Source organism: Caballeronia mineralivorans PML1(12) (genome assembly GCF_001028175.1).
GTDB classification, from domain to species: domain Bacteria; phylum Pseudomonadota; class Gammaproteobacteria; order Burkholderiales; family Burkholderiaceae; genus Caballeronia; species Caballeronia mineralivorans.
Genome location: NZ_AEJF01000107.1, coordinates 23,507 through 40,963, shown reverse-complemented (window position 1 = coordinate 40,963; position 17,457 = coordinate 23,507). Strand labels below are relative to the sequence as shown.

The window sequence follows — 17,457 nt, the reverse complement described above, 5'->3', positions numbered from 1 at the left end:
CAGACCTGCATCTCTTCGAGCAATCCTTCGTGCTCCGAGTGTGTTACCCGGCGTGCGGCGCTTGGGGTGCATTTATCTTTCAATGAGCACTGTTGGCACTGCGAGCTCCAGTAGCGATCTAACTTCAGGCCACGTTCAGTTGTCCTGTAGCGCCATATGAGACACTCGCCCGCCGGACATCGATACTCGTTCTTCTCAGCGTCGTAAATATAATTTTCTTTGCCGAAGCGGCCGTCGAAGGTCGCACCCGGGGTGTTCGTCTTGGGAACAAACGCCGTGATGCCGGTCTCGTGGCAACCGAGATAACGCAGTCACCGTTCCGCGTATAAAGGTGTCACCCCTTGAAAAGCCAGGGTAAAAGGGAAAAACGTCTCCCTGACGCATTTTCTTGCGTCGTTGCAAACGATCTCAGCCATATGGTGTCGCGTTACTAGATGACGCGTCCGATAGCTCGTCTGCTTGGTTGCAGAACTGATTCGCACCAGTAACCCATCGGGATCAAGGCGACCGTCGCTGCTTTGACGCTCACCGCTCGCTCAAATCGCGCTTCACAAATACCGTCGGTTCCAGGAAAATGTCCAGGTATGCATACAATTCGAGGGTTGCCCATGTGTGGGCACCAGGCTCATTTCGGCTCATGGCCTGGGCGTATCACCGGTCGCTACTACGGGATGGCCGAGGGCTGGTCCCAATCAATTCACTGGGTTCGGACCAACACTTTTATCGGGCTCTTGGCCCCCCGCCAAACCGTAGCATCCTCAAAATTCCACTAAGACAAAGTCTTCCTTTCCTACATCGCATAAGGGGCAGCGCCAATCCTCGGGGACGTCGGCCCATCGGGTGCCGGACGCGATGCCTTCCTCGGGAAGGCCTGTTGACTCGTCATAAATCCAGCCACAGATCACGCAGACCCATTGCTTGAAATCGCTGGATGGAACTTCAGTAGACGTGCTAACAGGAACCGCTCCTTGATCTGCATTGTGCCCTTCGAGGGCATCGCTACCCGAGCAGTCCATACTGAACACTACGGGGGCGGTCGTGCCGCCCTCCAGTTGCGACTGCAATGCCTGCAACAGCGCCTGTGCTTCCTCGCGCGTCAGATCGATCCAATACGGATCGCCGGCTCCGTCGTTCAGACGGTCAGGCGAAAACTGAATTTCAACCGCTACACCTTTTTTATACATGGCAGATCACTAGCAATGAACCGGCCTGCGGCCGGTGGTAGATACGCAGACTTCGTGAATGATGAGAAGCACCGGCCAGCATCCCTGTGTGGTGCTGCAGGCAGTTCGCCGGCTATGCAATAGCCCGTCGAACTGCGGGGATTACTTCGGAGGCGAGCAGTTCAATCGATTCCCTGACCATAGCGAATGGAAGGCCACCGATGTCAAGCTGCGCCATATAGCGCTGATGCCCGAATAGCTGATGTTCCATCAGGATCTTGTCGACGATTTCCTCTACGCTTCCGACGAAGAGCGCCCCGCGCGGCGAAGATACAGCTTCGTAGTCGCTCCATGACATCTCTGCGTGCCCGCGGGGAAGATTGTTTGCTATGTAGTGCCGGTAGTAGGGAAAGAATTCCTCTCGCGCACGTCGGCCGTCGCGTTGAACATGGAGATGGCCGGAGACAGCCATTTTCAGTTGCGCTGGGGAATGCCCGGCCTCCATACCCGCAGTCCGATAAAGGTTGACGAATGGTACAAACTGCTCGGGCATTCCGCCAATGTTCGCAAGATTCAACGGCAAGCCTGCACGGCCAGCACGAATAGCACTCGACGCCGTTCCGCCCGCGGCGACCCAGATTGGAATGCGACCATGCAACGGTCGCGGCATGATCCTGGCGTCGGTCAGAGGCGGCCGGTGCCTACCTGACCATGTGACGGACGCTGGTTCGTTGATCGAGACCAGGAGGCCCAGCTTTTCGTCAAACAGCGAGTCGTAGTCAGTAAGCGAATGGCCGAACAACGGAAACGACTCGCTATATGCGCCGCGTCCTACCAGCAGTTCGGAACGTCCGCCCGACAGGAGGTCGAGCGTGGAGAACTGCTGGTAGAGTCGGACAGGATCGTCGGAGCTAAGTATGCTTACGGCGCTCGTGAGCCGGATGCGTTGTGTCACACTCGCTACCGCACCCAAAACGACCGATGGAAACGATACGGCGAAATCCGGGCGATGGTGTTCGCCCACACCAAAGACGTCGATTCCGGCCTCATCGGCGATCCGCGCCGCACTGACGATCTCGCCGAGGCGTTGACGCGCGTGCTCGGTGCTGATTTGTCCGGGAGCAAGATCGCCAAACGTGTAAATGCCGAATTCCATTGCGTTCTTCCTGTGACGTCGTAATGGTCCGTCGCGCTCAGACCTTGCGAACGGTCGGTTTCACAGCAAAGACACCATCGCCAAGCAGCGCCAGCGTCGCAGCCGCAATCGCGAGGAAAACTGGGTACTCCCAGCCACCGTTCGGATTGGTAAAGGACCAGCCGTTGCCAAAGTGCACGGTCGACGCGGCGAACAGCTCGATGGCGGCAACTGCCGCGACGGCGCGCGCATAAACGCCCGTCAGCAGGAGGACCCCGCCGACGATTTCAAACAAAATGATTGGCCATGCGAACCAGCCTGCGAAGCCGACCGATTCGAAGAATTTTGCGGTGCCTGCGGGTGTGAAGACGAACAGCTTAGTCAGTCCGTGCGCAAGGAACATAATGCCCAGCGCGAAGCGCAGGAGGAAAGCCGCATAAGGAGCGGTACGGTCATCGGTCATGATGAAACTCCAGTTCTGGTTAAACGAGATTGGTTTGCTGGCTGACCCAGCGTGAAAAGTCACCGACTATGTCGCCCGTCAGGGTGTGGCCCACGGAATACAAGTGCATTTCATGCGGGACACCGAGCCGGGTCAACCACGAGTGAGCGTGTTCTGCGAACTTCACTGGCAGTTTGTCGTCGAGTCGGCCGTGTGAAATGAATGCCGAGAGTCTGGCGAGCTTTTCGGCTGGTGCGAGATGCGGCTCCAGCTCCGGAAGAATGCGACCGCTCAGGACGGCAAAACGCTCCACGTCCTCGGGCGAGGACAAAGCAACACTCGCGCTGAGAATCCCGCCCTGGCTGAACCCCGCCATCAAGACCGGCACCGATGCGTTCGCGTCGGTGCTGGCCATGGCCCGGACCAGCCTCAGAAGGCTCAGGCGACTTTCGTCGGCTTGGGCCGCATTGATGACCGGTCCTTGCGAGCCGAATCGCACATCAAACCAGGCATATTGTCCGGAGCCGAGCTCCAGTGGGCCGCGCACGAAGACCACTTGCACCCGCTGGTCGATCGTGTCTGCAAGCGGCAGCAGGTTAGTTTCATTGCCTCCGACTCCATGCAGCAGAAAGAGTCGTGCGGCGGGCTGACCCGCTGCCGGGCGTAGACGAAACGCGAGACCGGAAGCGGCGTCTTCGTGCAGGACGTTCATGATCTGCTCTACTCCGTGTGCCGTCACTTTGCGATCCAGGTGGGCGCGATCGCCGTGCCCAGACCCGCGCCATAACCCAGATAAATATTCAGGCCCGCAAGAGGCTCGAGGTAGCGGGAGTTTTTCAGCGGGCCGGCGTCGATAGGCTTAAAACCGAGGCTTTCGATGAGTGCCTTGACGGTCTGTTTGGCAGGCTCACTGTCACTGGCGAAGAACACCGGTGCGGTCTGCTCGTTGGCAAAGACGGGCCCGTCGGCTAGAACCTGAGCAAACAGGGTGTTGAACGCCTTGACCAGTTGAACACCGGGCACTGCCTTGGAAATTTCTTCCGCGGCCGACGTGTCATGGCCAATGATCAGGCCCGAATAGTCGGCATTCAGCGGATTAGTGATGTCAATGACGACCTTGCCAGTGAGGTCGCCCAGACCTTGCAGGGCAGGCACGGCATCGCCGTAGCCCGTCGCGAGAATGACAAGCTCGCTGTTACCCAGCGCTTCGGTGAGGGGAGCGGCCTTTACACCAGCGTGCCCAGCGGCAACTGCCTGGGCCTTGGCGATATCGCGGCCGGTGACGCGGACCGCATGGCCTGCGTTGGCGAGCTGCTTGACGAATGCCGATCCCATGTTGCCGGTGCCGATGACGGTGATGTTCATATCAATAACCTCGTTAAGCTGACACGTTGAGTAGAAAGTAATCACATTTGGCGCGCAGCGTTTCAGCAGTGAATTGCTCGCGGCTCGCCAATCCGACGGTCAATGACCCGCGTAAATCGACTTCCCTGAGGTATTCGCTGCGGACACACCAGATTGCGACAAACCGCTGCTTGCCCCACCAAAGCCGGTGTTTTCAGCTCGTGCCGCGCCGTTCTGTGCAGCCACCCGAGCCTCAGCAGCCTGGATGTCGGCCGGGTAGTACGGATCTCTGCCATGGGGGCTATAACCGGCCTTTTCGAGCAGGAGCAATTCGGCGCGCACCTGAGTGCGGCTCACGGGCTGGTTTGATTGGGCGAACGATACGACGGGAGCGGCGAATGCAGCGGCAACAACAACGGCTTGAATGAGCGACTTCATGATGGCGTACCTCAGAGTTTTGGCTATTCAGCTGCGAACCTTTTTGTTCATAGCCGTAACCAGTGAGTCCATTCTATTGACTCGACGCAGGTTGATAAACCGCTATCATCTGGACATATAGTCCCACTTATCGAGACAATAAAATGGATCGAACTCTTGAAATGAGCGTTTTCACGGCCGTCGTCGATGCCGGAAGCTTCGTTGGCGCGGTCGATGCACTGAGGATGTCAAAGGCCGCGGTCTCCCGTCATGTTGACTCCCTCGAGCAGCGCCTTGGCGTCCGCCTGCTACAGCGCACTACGCGCCGGCTTTCGCTGACTGAGGAAGGAAGGCTCTTCTATCAGCGCTCGAAAGAGATTCTGGTTTCGCTGGATGACGCCGAATCGGAGGTGACCTCGCGCACGCAGGAGCCCAGCGGACTGATCCGTGTCAATGTGCCGTTGACCTTCGGCATCATGCATCTGGCGCCGTTATGGGGTGCCTTCATGGAAACGCATCCGCAGGTCGATCTGGACATCACGCTCAACGACCGCGTCGTGGACCTCGTCGACGAAGGTTACGACTTGGCGGTACGGATCAGTATACTTCCGGACTCATCGCTGGTGTGTCGCAAGCTTGCAGCGACGGAGATGCTTGCATGCGCATCACCGGGTTATCTGTCGCGCCACGGCATACCGGCTCATCCGAAGGAACTTGCTGCCCACCGGGTCGTGGCGTACTCGCATCTTGCCGGGCGGGACGAATGGAAATTCGAGGGCCCGGACGGCGAAGTGGTCGTACGCACGCGTGCGCGGGTTTATTCAAATAATGGAGATACCTGCCGCGCGATCGGATTGCGCGACGGCGGCATCATATTGCAACCCAGTTTCATGATTGGAGAGGATCTGAAGCGCGGGGATCTGGTGAGAATCCTGCCCGATTACCGTTCGGTCGAACTGGGCATTTACGCGGTATATCCCAGCCGGAAGCAGTTGCCGATCAAGGTTCGGCGGCTGGTCGATTTTCTGTCCGACGCGTTTCTGAAACCAGCGTGGGCGGTTACTCATTCACGTTCGCAGGCCTGAGTGCGCCCCGCCAACTTTGCGACGCCCGTTTTGTCCTTGCACTAAGGAAACCCCGGAGGACAGTGTCACAATTGCACGATATTTTATTTAGGATAGCTTTATATTTTATGGTAATTGAAGAATGACGTAATAGCGGAATTAATGGGCAGGGCCAATGCGCTAGCAGAATTAACGAACATCTCGCCGCCTGCCAGCGATTGACCGATATCGGAACAACGCGACTATCGGCTGTCCATTCTCTGTTGTAGTGAATGCCCGTGCATGACCGATAGCGTCAGTTCAACTTAGGTCCCTGAAGCCGACATTCGCGCTAACTGGACGAGCTCGCCAACGACCTCTTGCTCTAGGGATTCACTGCGACGGCGTCGAACGGCGTAGTGCCGTGAAGTGACGAACCTTGCCGCTTGATGATCAACTGTTTTAAGCGTTGTCGACCCTGCTCCACGTGGCCGACGTAACTACGCAGGATCAATGCGTCATTTCCACAGCTAGACTCGACCCATATTGACTTCCCGTACGCCTTTCACATCGCGCAATGCGATCGCCGCGCGGTTAAGCTCGTTGCGCAACTGTTCCGCGTCCTTCATCCCCGGCAATCGCCACACCTAGTTGTTCGAATCGCTCGTCATCACGACGACTGCGCCGATTCCGAACATGCGTTGCCACCAGGGATGAACCGAGGTCACGTCTTGAATCCGGAACAGCTCGACGCTCTGCACCGTTCTATTGAGGATCCCTTTGCGACAGGTGATCCGTTCCACATCGATCTCAAACTCAGTGAATTTGACCTGCAGATATGCGAGTCCAATGCCACCAAGCACCAGAAGGACAGCCAGCACAGGAACGAACCATGGCACCGGCCACTGGGTTGACGCGTATTCGAAGCCGATACCAACGGCCAAGATGGCAACTGCGCCTTTGATGAAGACCGGCAGGTTGATAATCTGCGACGGTGCCCCCCGAAATATCGCTGCGTTAATAGGTTCGCTTCTCGGAACGATGCCATAACGTGCCATAGGTTTTTACCTTTAAATTGTGCTTTCTGAGCCGCGACCGAATGCGGCCGTGCGGTCATTATCGATCGATCTCGGGCTGGTCAGGCTCGCCCGAGTCGGGTTCTGGATCGTCATTCTCTCTCTGTTGTTCCGATGCGCCGGGCGCGTCCGGCTTCGAAGTGCGCGCAGGCAGTTCGTCACGGTCCTGACGACGCGCGGTGTCATCCCGCTCGCGTTCAAGTGCGCGCCGGCCATCTGCCTCAGCATCCAGTTCGGCGCGCCGCGCATGCAAGATGCCGCTCACCACCTCATCATCAAAATCCACATTCATGCGCGCCTCGGCCGCCACACGCGCAGTCGCCATCTTGAAATCCTCAGGCCCGGTAAGCGTGAGCGTCGGCCCGAACTTCTGCTGCGCGAGGCGTAGGCCGATCTCGATCGCGTCGCGGTCGTGGACCCACATCCGCACCGTGCGGCCTTCGTCGATCATCAGCGCCACACCATCACGCTTGTAGTCGACATTGCCGTTTTCCTGCACATGATGCGTGATGACCGGGCCGCCATAGATGATTTCGTTCAGCTCGCTGGCACTGACCCGGCGGCTCGCTCCGAACGCGATGCCGGTGCTCTCGCCGTCGTCGCCCGTTCGCGGCGTTGGCTGCGTTGTCTGCATCCTTCTCAGCTCACGCAGTGCCCGCACATTACCGAGTTGCGCCTGATCCTGCAGGAAGTCCCGGTACTGGTCCGTCAACGGCCGGCGCATCGCCGCTTTCAATGCATCCCGCTCGCGAGCGATCTGTTTTCGCAAGACAGCCTCAGCTTCAATCCGCTCCACGCGAGCCACTGACACCGCAGCACGGCGCGCGGCCAGCGACATGCCGTGTTGTCGACGACGGCACTACGTTTCGCGTAAAAGGTCGATTTAATCGCACTGCGCCACGCTTGCTCACGAGCACCTTGCTCCAGCCATTCGGCACGCAGTGCATCGCCGTACTGCTTCCGAAAGCGCTGAAACTCGCTCCACAGATCCTGCTCCGGCGTGCGGCGGGGCGCATGCGCGGGATCAAGTCCGGTCTGCGCCCGGTATTGCTCGCGCATCAACTGGACCGCCTCCGACCACGGTAAATTCATCTCCTTCGTCAGAAAATCGGAGACATTCAGATTACGCGAGCCGGCCTGAATCCGGTCGCTACCGTCGCGCCCCTTCGTGATCTGATATTTACCGACGACCAGTCCGTGCGAGTGTGAAAGAGCCGCGAGGAGCCGGTACGCATCGAGCGTGGCTTTGATCTCTTGAAACTCCGAGCGCGTGGCATCGTTGCGTGCCGCACGGGCTTCAGCCAGGTCCCGTGCAAACTGGTCGCGCACCGAATCGGCTTGCCGTCCGGTGGCGGATTGCGGGGAGATCGTTAGTTGCGGTAAGGCGCCATCAGGTTGCAATACGTCGACGTTGCCAGGCGTCGAGACCGCCGGCATGCTGTGTGAGCCTTCGGCGGTGCTCGGTGGCTCGCCAGAGGACTCATAAGCCCCATCAGCGCCATCGAAACCGTATGGGTGATCCGCAACGCCCGGTGAATCGGGCGATGCCATGCGCGACCGTCCACCACTTGAGTCGCTTGAGCCGCCATCCCCACCGGCAACGCCGCCTTGAGCACCGGCCGCTGGGCCGCCAAACGAAAGCGACGCAACACCGCCCAGCGACTTGACCTGAGCCAGACTGGGCGGCTCAGTGTCCGGGTCGAAATCGCGGGGCAGCTTGCCACCGCCTTTGAGGCCAAACTTTTCTCGTACGAATTTTTCCGCGCTCGTGGCAATGAGCCGTGCGCGCTCTTCACTGTCCGCGCGCTCATACGCCGCATACATCCGCTCAACCACCGTGCGCCAGCCTTCGCCGCGCTCCGCCAACTGCTCTTTGGCGCGCTTGCTTGATGTTGAAGTCCGTTATTAACGCTAGCCATGTCCACAGGGACGCTAATCGTGCCCATTAATTCTGCTAGCGCGGCGCCCTGCTAACTCGTCCGGCATAGCGTGGAGGAAGTGGTTCAATGCTTCGCCCATTCGAATATGCGCGCTGTCCAAAAACAAGGTGTTTTCCGACTGTTGCACCACCTTTTGTTAAGGATAGCTTTGTATTATTTGGAAAATATAAAAATGCCGCATTAGCGGAATTGATGGGCGGGGCCAACGCGCTAGCAGAATTAACGAACATCTCGCCGCCTGCCCGTTGCCGAAACGCAACATCGTCCAACGCGGCGATTTCGCTTCAATCCCTTTCTGGACATGCTTCACGGCTATTTTCCCGCTAGCATCATCTATGGACACTGCTAGCGGAATTAACGGACAACAACAGCATTCTCGCGTGCCCGCTGCCGGTGGGCAGAGATGAAGGATTACGAGTCCCTCAAAAGGAGGGACGTTTTTCGTTACTGGCTGAAAGGCGTTTCGGATGGCTACATGACGGCGAACGGATTCCTGGCGAGCGACGACGAGTAATACTGTCAACTCAAACTAGCAAGCCCCTCTGCGGCCGGGATTTTGAGTTGACAGATTTAATGCGTCCCACGTGCGCTCACTTCTACTTTCATGGATGTGAGCACGCAGCAGCGCAGCAAGAGCCACCACGCATACAGTGCGTCGGTGCTGAACATCCCCTCGTCTTCGAGAAGACCATGCGCCACCTCGTTACGGAGGTTTGCGCCAAGTTGGTCGACAAAAAGATCGTTAAGTTCGAGGAGCCCTGCTTCACCGAATACTTCCAGTGCTTCGTCGGTCTCAAGCAGCGCATTAAGGGACTTCTCAGGTTGAAGTCCCTGAGGGTCGAACATCGACGTCGACCCGCCGGCCATTTCCACCACATACCGCACCATCGCTTCGAACTGTGGCGGCACTAGATGGGTCGCCACGAGCATGTCGCCCTGAAACCCAGCGACCAATGCTCTGGCGAAGCTTTCCACGTGGCCAGGCGGAATCCAGGGGCTATATTGAATCAGACTCGCTACGTCCTGCCTTGAAGGGTTATGCGCAGCAACAATTTCTTCCCGAGCCGGATTTAGCATGGCTTGAACTGTCAGGCTTCGCCCTAGCCGCGCGTTCCTGTACATGCGAAACCTCAGACCCGCATTGTCCGAATCGGCTTCACCTTGCGGCAGCGGAGGCGCTTTCGCGACTACTCGACCACGCGAATTGACCACGTCGCTGCCCAGCATGCTTCCCAGGATCGCCAACCCGGCCTGATGCTGAACCTGCTCTCGCAGCTTCTCCGGAGACGGGGGACTTGCCATCGTGCACAGAGACAACACTGCCTCGCGAAACCTCTTATCACGAACAGCGGTGAGCGCACGTTCGACGAGTTCAGAAGCATCACTCCCGGTTGAGATGGGCTTCATCTCCGTCATCGACTTCTCCTGGAGCTCCAACAGCCGTTCGTGCAACTCATCGGCACGTTCCTTTCCGCCCGGCGCCTGCCGCATTGCATTGACCGCCTGCGCCATAATGCTGGCCCCCGCCATAGCGCCCCTGCCAGGTTGAGGAGTTGCCGCCGCTGACTCCGCCTCCTTAACGAGTGCTTCCGCGGCGTGCCTCAGCGCGTCCGCACGTGCATCCGAGTCTCCAGTTGCCGCATGGCATTCGGCGACCCGCTCGAAATAGTCCTTCATGCGCCAGAAGTCACCCGCCGCTTCGGCGCGGTCCGCCGCGATGGCGGCGAACCGTGCGAGCGCGACAGCGTCCCCATGTCGAAACTCGAGCAAAAGACCGACAAGCCGATATGTCACGTACAGAGGATCTTCGCCTCGATAGCGGATTACCGCAGACTCAATTTCAGCCAGCACGCCGTCACGCAAGAGGATCCCACCTTTCCCCAGGCTGGATGCGATCCGAAGCGCACGTTCAAGCCGCTCGACGTATGGTGTCCATTCCTCTGGATGTTCCAGGCGCTTCGCCGACTCAAGGTACGCGTGAATTGCGCCCTGCGCCGCCTTGAACGCCTTCGCTTGCACCCACAACACATCGAGAAATCGCGCCCGGAGTTCCGGGTCAACAAGGGCTATCGCCCATTCAAGCAGTCGCAGCAACGCATCACGGGGAAAATCGGCGGGCACCGCACCCCGGCTGTTCCCCATGACAAATAAGGGGCCGAACGGTTCTGATGGCTCGCCAGCCCGCAGCATCATCGTCATCGACGCCCCAGCAAAGCGCAAGCCTTCATGCTGGGCGGTCGTCCACCGTGCTTCATCTTTGACGGCTGCCGAAAGAGCATCCCCGTAAGCCATGCACTCTTTTTGCGGAACCGTCTCCACCAGCCTGTCAAGCTCAAGAGAGGTCATAACGTCCGCAGTAATCAAGTCCCAGTCGATCGGCATGCTGTACTCCAGTCAAGAAGAAGATACGGGCTTCGCAAAACCAGCACTGCCAGTCTCGGGCAACAGACCTGCAAAACGGATACGCAGTCTGGGTGGCCGTGTTGGTAAGTCGCAATCGTCGCTTCGCAGCGCGATCCAGACCGGGGAAAATACCTGCGGGACCTTGTCGAGCGCGCAGCCCTCTTGTGTTCCTTTAGACGCCCGGGCAGACGCAGGCAAATCGCCCACTGCGCTCTATCTTCAAGGTTTTGTAGCTAGGGACTCAGCCGCCGTAAGCCATTGAATTGGTAAACGCCGGTGACCCCACCGGGGAAGGTCATCATTTGCCTCGAGTTGCTGGAGGAAGTCGCGTAATTGCGTGCCGGTGTCGACCCCGAAAAGGACTCGCATTTTCTCGAAAAATCTTGTCGAATTGGCGCGAGCAAATAGCGGTAGCGGTGTCCGACCAGACCCAAGGTAAAGGGACGTATACGGCCACCAATGGAGCCCCCTTCGCCTGAAGTGAAGAAACAACACAAGGTCCGCCTGTGCCAGCAATTCGAAACGAAACGGCATGGTCTTCGTTCGTTCGTGTAGCAGGTCAGCCCTCAGCGAGACCCGTTTCAGTCCCAGTCGATGATTGCGGCGGTCGAGAGATTCGAGGTCGCGGTCAAGCGTCGTCGCCGATACCATCGGCTCACCGCCGGAGGATACATTGCGTTCAATATAAAAATCGGTTTCCATGAGCATCGCTGCCTGCTCGAAGCGATCATCGTCGAGAAGGATCGCGATCGTGTGAACGAAAAGTTCATATGTCAGGAACACAAAATTGTCGAAATCGTCACTGCTCCAACTGCTTACGTTCGAAAGTGGCCCGTGGTAACGAAGCAACTTCTCGAAAAAGCGATGCACCTTGGTAAGGTTTTCATCCGTGGGCTGGTAACGCGAGATCGTTCGTACAACGCCGAGCAGCTCATCGCGGGTCGGCGAAAACGCGTCGATAGAATCGATGACTTGCTGATCGAACTCGATACCTGGGACTTTCAAAATCCGCAACTGCTCTACTCCTTCGGCCACGCTCGACAGGTAATCATCGAGCGCGGCGGCCGCCGTCGCCTTGCCATCGCGCAGTTGATCAAGGGCGCGCTTCATCGATGAGCGATTTCCGATCGTTACCGCAGTTGCTGCTTCCAGAAACGCCGGTGTCTTTCCTAGCGGCGGTTTCACATATAGAGGTTTGTCGAATACCCAACGGACCAGACGCTCGTATTGCTCTTCATGCCGATCCAGATCCGCAAGATCAATGTGGATGCGGCCAGTGTAGTACGCCGGAAGGTACGGCTTGCCGTCGTCGTCCTTTTCGGCGATCACTGCCACAAACTTATCTTGGGTCGTAGCACCGTAGATTTCTCCGGTGATGATTTGCGTTTCGGCACCCACTCCGCGCGCGCGCTCGTTCGCTTTACGAACGTAGGCGGCGTCGCAAATGATTGCGACTTTTTTGATTTCCTTATCCGTGACCATTCGCTCCATAAAAGCGTGCGCATCATGTCCCTCGCGCAGGTCCCATTTATCAAGGATGACGTCAATGTTGTCCTGACGCAGTCGCTCGGCGAGGTCCAGAACCCACTGCTCGTGACTCGGCGTTGTCCAACTGTACGAGATGAAAAGCTTGGGTGGGGTCATTACTCTTAGCCCAATTTGTTGTTTTTGCGGGTACCCGGGCGATGCAGATTCCGGATATTAGGAGGGGGAAAGCGTTCACTCGGTCCTTAGACGCGCTGTCTTGTCCAGGACCGCGTCGTTTGCCATTGCTTGCAGGAGGCGCAGCAGAAAGTGTTGAACACGCTCGTCGACGTAAGGGCCTAGATCAAGTCAATTGCGCTTGTGAGAATCTGACTTGTCTGCGGTAAGCCGTGGGTCTCGTAGATTTTCAATAGCTCGGTCGCACTTAGCACCGGTCGGGTCAGAGTTGCCCGAAGTGCCTTCACCGTCGCTAAAACCCGCAATTTATCGAGCCCGTATTGTAAAACGATGAAATCATCGGGGTGGATGATCTCGATGTCGTATGGCTTGACCGCGTGCTCGGGAAAATCTCGAACGTTGAATGTGACGATAGCATCGACATGCCCTACTATGCCCGCAGCAAGCACGTGCCGATCATTTGAATCGGGCAAATCCATCGAATCGATAATCTTTTCGTAGTTCGTAATGATGCTGTCCGGGACCGCATCAATCATGAGGTCTCTGGTCGCATGCAATTTACCTAGGCCGATATCGGGTCGATTCTTATTGAGGTTTCGAATCCATTCGTCGTGAATCTCGTACGTCCAGCGGGCATGGTACAAACCATCAACGGCGAGGCGCATCAACAGATCTCGGAGCGGCGCTGGATACAGCACGCATGCGTCGAGCAGCACCGTGTAGGACCGGGCGCCCGCCATTAATAGCCCATGCCCTGTTCTTGTGCTTGCTCCGATAGCTCTCTCAGCGCATCAAGCGACCGCGCCCGTCGTTTTTCCTTAAAAACTCTCACATCGTCAAAGGTGACTTTTCGATGCGATCCGACTTTGTGGAAAGGTATTTCGCCGGCGTCCAACATCCGGACCAAGTACGGTCTGGAGATGTTGAGCATCATTGCGGCTTGCTGGGTGGTGAGGTCCATTTCCTTCGGAATCACTGCAACGGGCTTTCCTTGCGAGAGAAAACCCAGCATATCGGCGAATAGTCGCAGGATTTTGGGCGGCAGCTGAAGGGTGGGACTGCCGTCATTTGTATGCTCCGCCCCCTCCTCAATCAGCACGACGCTGACGGCCCGCGAGTGATCCAACGCGGCAACGATACAGCGTTGCGCGGCCTTTGCGATCTCCACTTCCCTCTCGTCCAAAACCGTATCTAGGACGTCATCTTCATTGGACATGTTTTCCTCGCGCGATGTTAAAAAGCTCGGCTTTGTTTTTTTGACCGCAGCAAGCCGGTGATCCGTCTGGGCCGCGAAAAGCTTTACCCCGCGGCCCAGACGGATCACCGGCGAATTCATTGTAAAAGAATTATCCGAAATAATCGAAATAAACGCAACCTTTTTTGGAAGGCAAACGCGTTGGAAGACGCACGTGTTCGGTCAACTCCGACCCGCGTAATACGGAACGTCGGCATCTAGCACGCCTCACACAAGCGCCAGATGTCAAGATGCGCGATCGCCTGACCGGCCTTCTCGAATTCGGTGGCTGACGTAACAACAAATGGCATCGTCTCGACCGGGTCCGGTGCCATCCCCGCTTCGCTGATCCGCTGGCGCACGCACATCATCAGGTGATCGACGACGTTGGGCGAGAAGAGATACCAGGGGTGCCGTCACTCAATGCGAGCAGGTTGGGGCGCCGCGCCGGTCGCCAAACTTGAAGTCACGAACTGAAGGGTATGATAGCTCTAACTATCTACCCCTTCATTTCCCCCGCCAACGGTCCTGATCAACATCTACAAGGGCCCGACTTCGTCACAGCGCGTTCACTGCATTCTTGAACGCCTTGACGGCCTCGAACATGGCGGACTGGTACCGGAACAATCGTGCTGGGTGGCTTGCCGCCCGGTCTCCTTCCTACCGATCGCTAATAGCGATGTTCAGTGAGTGAGGCCCGCACCCTATCGCGTCGGACTGCGCACAGGCAAACACGGGCAATCGTGACGCCGGCCGACGTCAGCGTGGCGACGCCACCCTGCCATTCCCGCGCGCTTCCCGATCATCGTTTTGAACTCGAGACCGCTCCGCTTCGGCCAGTCCAGGTGTGATAACCGTTATTACGACACCTGCATTTGCTTCCCCCGCAGTGCGTGCAACGGAAAACGTTCTTTCGGCCATTTTCAAGCCGGTTCAATGGCGACAACCGGTAATATCAGCATTGAAAAAATTTATGATCAATGAGAATGGCAATTTGACGTCTTATCTACGATTGTTTGACAACAACATCGAACATTATTTGTGTTGGTGGGGGATGATCTATTAATTATGTTAAATTAGTCCGACTGTTCGGTCGTGCCTCTGCGTCCGAGCATGCGGTCTTCCAAGCGGACCCTATGACCGCTGTCTTATTCATGCATCTGACAGCAAGTATCAACGCAGCGAGTCAATTCGGGAACCGCAACTGATTCCAAGATCGTGCGAGCACGTAGCGCTCGGCGTTACGGGTCTTCGTATGTGGATGGACCTGCCCATGGACCGCTCGCACCCTTATCAAATCACAGCTGGCAAACTTCCGTTGCTGACCATAAGCTGGATTGCGCGGGTTACGACTAGGCCTTGATCCAAGTCTGTACGCCATCCACCGGCGCCTGCGAATTTCGCGTTGGCGCAGCGGACGAAAGTCAGATTGCCGCGATTCCAATTCGAGTGAAGTTATCGAGTACGCAGTCTGTTGGCAGCTTTTGCCAACCTAATCACGGTCGGATTTGCAGTGAACACCGTCAAGCCCGCCACTGATGCATAATCACCGTCGTCGGTGATTACGTTCGTGATGTTGGATGACTGCATTGCCGTGATGATGAAAAGATCGTAGCCGTCCACCTGGGCGTTAAGAAAAGTCGACATGCTTGCATCGGTGGTAGCTTCATCTAGCAAAGTTGGCGCGCATCCCCCGAAGCCTTTAACCTGATGCCAACAGTCGCGTATGAGATTGTTGATCCTCATCCTGTTCTGGGGATAGTCATGCCGAAACTCTTTGACGGAGATCGGTCGCCCTGCGGTATCTGAATAGATCTGTCGCTCGGTTCCTTCGATATTGTGAGCGAGTTCCGCGAGTGAAAGGCTTGACCAAAAAATGGCCGCTTGTTGTTCGAGTGCCTTGGATAGGTACGCCGGATAATGGTCGAGTTGGTACGCCTGCGGGGGATTCGGATTAAGAGACGCCCGCTCGTAGACCATCCAGTACCAAACGTTTGTATCGATTAAAAATTGGTCGTCCGGATTCGGGCTGTCACTGCTGATATCGACGACATTGGCACGAATTGTGATTTTCATTATCTGTGAGAATGCGGATCCGCAATAGCATCGTCGACAATTTTCCGTCCTGCTGCCGTTGAACCGTAATATTCCTTCGCATTTTCTATGACGCGACGCAGGACGCTGCTGCCAAGCGGCGACAGGTTTCGGAAGATGAGTCTATCGCGCAACACGTCTGACGAAAGGTCGGACAGCAGGCGGCCGACTGCAGCGTTGAAAAACGGCGTCGCGAAGATGTTGACACCTTCAAAGTCGAGGATGACAGCCTCATCCCTCTTCAAGTTCGGGTGAATCGCGTCAAACACCTTCTGCCCGTCCGTCATGGTCAAAGCATTGGCGCCTACGAGATCCTTAATGAAGATGTGCATGGCAGCCTCGATACTTTTAAAAATATGGGGTCGATTCGTCGATTTCATCGGATAGAACGTACAGCGCTTCGACGCAGGTCAGTTTTAGCAAAATCACGGTTGCCGGGAACCAGTCAACTAGATTCTCATATGTTTCGGCGTCGCTGTCGATCCGAGCGTACCCATCGTGGCTGTAGACCTGCAGTACACCGCCATTTACTCTTACAAACTCCTTCAGGAGATCGAGTCCCAGACCTCTCGCCACCAATGAACCCTTAACATCGTGCGCGGTCGACTTGCCGCGCGAGAACGCCCAGCGCATCGCGTCTTTGGCCTCCATGATAGGCGCAGCCAGAAATCCGCGAACGTTCGCCGGCACACCAGGGCCCAGGTCGCCGACTGCTAGTACTAATTCACCGCTTCCGGCGTAGTGGTGTCCACACGAAAACACGCCCGATTGACTCCTCCCGTGTTCGAAGGCATTCGCATACACCTCCCAGACTTGCCCCGCGATGAGATGGGCCAATCGGGCACTGACCTGAACCCAGCCACGTCCCAACCATGATCCCAATAGATAGGCGTCAACTATTGCACTCTTGTCTTCGAAGAGATCGTGCCGGAACGGAATGGCGTTATCGCCGCGTTCGCCATCCTGTCCCCACATGGCAGCAGCGAAGCCGTTCTGCAGCAGGTTGCGTTGAACATTGGAGCGCATGCTCTGGTGGAGCATGGACACCTCAATTCCGCGCATCTCCAGCGTTTTCTTCAAGCCGGCGAGGAAGATCGCAGCGTTAGGCCGCAAAAAGGCGCAATTCCGGAAGTCGAATTCAACCTTTGCACCATCGGGCAACGTGTCCGCGTGCCCCCAGATACGGGCCATGCTGACAAAATCCGCACGCTCATCATTAAGCCGAGGGATCCAAATCTTATGTGTCGGGTTCAATGCTAACGATCCCCTCGGCTGAAGCCCAATTTAGAACAGTCGGAAGCATAACCGATCCTGATTCTATATCGTGCCCTCCTGGGTTCGACATTTACACAACGGAACCGGCGCCCGCTATTTGTGGCATAGCCTTAGCACGGATCCTGCTGCTGAAGACACGGTCATCGAACTGGTGATAACCGCCAATGCGTCTGCGCCGACGCCCTTTGAACCATATCAACACTGATCCCGCCTAATCCGACAATCCCAC

General features: G+C 56.9%; 17 protein-coding genes and 1 pseudogene. 1 reads left to right on the top strand and 17 read right to left on the bottom strand.

Going from position 1 to position 17,457, the window contains the following annotated elements; genetic code table 11:
- From EOS_RS48130 to EOS_RS16785, 7 genes and pseudogenes are all read right to left on the bottom strand, one after another.
- Nucleotides 1-302, bottom strand: a pseudogene (locus EOS_RS48130) (IS5/IS1182 family transposase); the annotation flags it as partial.
- A gap of 456 nt (nucleotides 303-758) precedes the next feature.
- A complete protein-coding gene (locus EOS_RS48965; protein ID WP_075645356.1) occupies nucleotides 759-1,184 on the bottom strand; it encodes a rubredoxin in 426 nt (141 codons plus the stop codon).
- A 112-nt stretch (nucleotides 1,185-1,296) separates the two neighbouring features.
- Nucleotides 1,297-2,319 (bottom strand): LLM class flavin-dependent oxidoreductase, encoded by a 1,023-nt coding sequence (locus EOS_RS16805; RefSeq protein ID WP_047847793.1) that lies wholly within the window; start codon nucleotides 2,317-2,319, stop codon nucleotides 1,297-1,299.
- A 37-nt stretch (nucleotides 2,320-2,356) separates the two neighbouring features.
- Nucleotides 2,357-2,761, bottom strand: coding sequence for a DoxX family protein (locus EOS_RS16800; protein WP_047847792.1), 405 nt, complete (start codon nucleotides 2,759-2,761; stop codon nucleotides 2,357-2,359).
- Between the two features lie 19 nt (nucleotides 2,762-2,780).
- Nucleotides 2,781-3,452, bottom strand: coding sequence for an alpha/beta hydrolase (locus EOS_RS16795; RefSeq protein ID WP_082163387.1), 672 nt, complete (start codon nucleotides 3,450-3,452; stop codon nucleotides 2,781-2,783).
- A gap of 23 nt (nucleotides 3,453-3,475) precedes the next feature.
- Nucleotides 3,476-4,150, bottom strand: coding sequence for an NADPH-dependent F420 reductase (locus EOS_RS16790; RefSeq protein WP_326972932.1), 675 nt, complete (start codon nucleotides 4,148-4,150; stop codon nucleotides 3,476-3,478).
- Nucleotides 4,151-4,204: 54 nt separating this feature from the next.
- Nucleotides 4,205-4,522: a DUF4148 domain-containing protein gene (locus EOS_RS16785; protein ID WP_047847790.1), complete on the bottom strand. Its 318-nt coding sequence runs from the start codon at nucleotides 4,520-4,522 to the stop codon at nucleotides 4,205-4,207.
- 143 nt (nucleotides 4,523-4,665) lie between these two features.
- On the opposite strand from EOS_RS16785, the gene EOS_RS16780 reads away from it, so the two are divergent.
- Nucleotides 4,666-5,586: a LysR family transcriptional regulator gene (locus tag EOS_RS16780; RefSeq protein WP_047847789.1), complete on the top strand. Its 921-nt coding sequence runs from the start codon at nucleotides 4,666-4,668 to the stop codon at nucleotides 5,584-5,586.
- Nucleotides 5,587-6,191: 605 nt separating this feature from the next.
- Here the strand turns inward: EOS_RS16780 and EOS_RS16775 are convergent.
- From EOS_RS16775 to EOS_RS16735, 10 genes are all read right to left on the bottom strand, one after another.
- Nucleotides 6,192-6,602: a PH domain-containing protein gene (locus EOS_RS16775; RefSeq protein ID WP_235442846.1), complete on the bottom strand. Its 411-nt coding sequence runs from the start codon at nucleotides 6,600-6,602 to the stop codon at nucleotides 6,192-6,194.
- A 58-nt stretch (nucleotides 6,603-6,660) separates the two neighbouring features.
- On the bottom strand, nucleotides 6,661-7,356 hold the full coding sequence (locus EOS_RS43555; protein ID WP_152693132.1) for an LPD7 domain-containing protein: 696 nt from the start codon (nucleotides 7,354-7,356) through the stop codon (nucleotides 6,661-6,663).
- Nucleotides 7,353-8,486 (bottom strand): hypothetical protein, encoded by a 1,134-nt coding sequence (locus tag EOS_RS43550; RefSeq protein ID WP_152693131.1) that lies wholly within the window; start codon nucleotides 8,484-8,486, stop codon nucleotides 7,353-7,355. Before EOS_RS43550 ends, EOS_RS43555 begins: the two co-directional genes overlap by 4 nt.
- Before the next feature lie 644 nt (nucleotides 8,487-9,130).
- On the bottom strand, nucleotides 9,131-10,942 hold the full coding sequence (locus EOS_RS16765; protein ID WP_047847788.1) for a DUF4209 domain-containing protein: 1,812 nt from the start codon (nucleotides 10,940-10,942) through the stop codon (nucleotides 9,131-9,133).
- Nucleotides 10,943-11,182: 240 nt separating this feature from the next.
- A complete protein-coding gene (locus tag EOS_RS16760) occupies nucleotides 11,183-12,607 on the bottom strand; it encodes an SEFIR domain-containing protein (RefSeq protein ID WP_047847787.1) in 1,425 nt (474 codons plus the stop codon).
- A gap of 179 nt (nucleotides 12,608-12,786) precedes the next feature.
- On the bottom strand, nucleotides 12,787-13,365 hold the full coding sequence (locus EOS_RS16755; protein WP_047847786.1) for a PIN domain-containing protein: 579 nt from the start codon (nucleotides 13,363-13,365) through the stop codon (nucleotides 12,787-12,789).
- Nucleotides 13,365-13,961: a helix-turn-helix domain-containing protein gene (locus EOS_RS16750; RefSeq protein ID WP_082163386.1), complete on the bottom strand. Its 597-nt coding sequence runs from the start codon at nucleotides 13,959-13,961 to the stop codon at nucleotides 13,365-13,367. Before EOS_RS16750 ends, EOS_RS16755 begins: the two co-directional genes overlap by 1 nt.
- A gap of 1,353 nt (nucleotides 13,962-15,314) precedes the next feature.
- Entirely contained in the window at nucleotides 15,315-15,935 is a 621-nt protein-coding gene (locus EOS_RS16745) for a PIN domain-containing protein (protein WP_047847785.1), read from the bottom strand.
- The gene (locus tag EOS_RS16740) at nucleotides 15,935-16,285 is read right to left on the bottom strand and encodes an STAS-like domain-containing protein (RefSeq protein WP_047847784.1); all 351 of its coding nucleotides are present in this window, start codon (nucleotides 16,283-16,285) and stop codon (nucleotides 15,935-15,937) included. The genes EOS_RS16745 and EOS_RS16740 overlap by 1 nt, the downstream gene beginning before the upstream one ends.
- A gap of 16 nt (nucleotides 16,286-16,301) precedes the next feature.
- On the bottom strand, nucleotides 16,302-17,144 hold the full coding sequence (locus EOS_RS16735) for an ATP-binding protein (protein WP_047847783.1): 843 nt from the start codon (nucleotides 17,142-17,144) through the stop codon (nucleotides 16,302-16,304).
- Nucleotides 17,145-17,457: the final 313 nt, after the last annotated feature.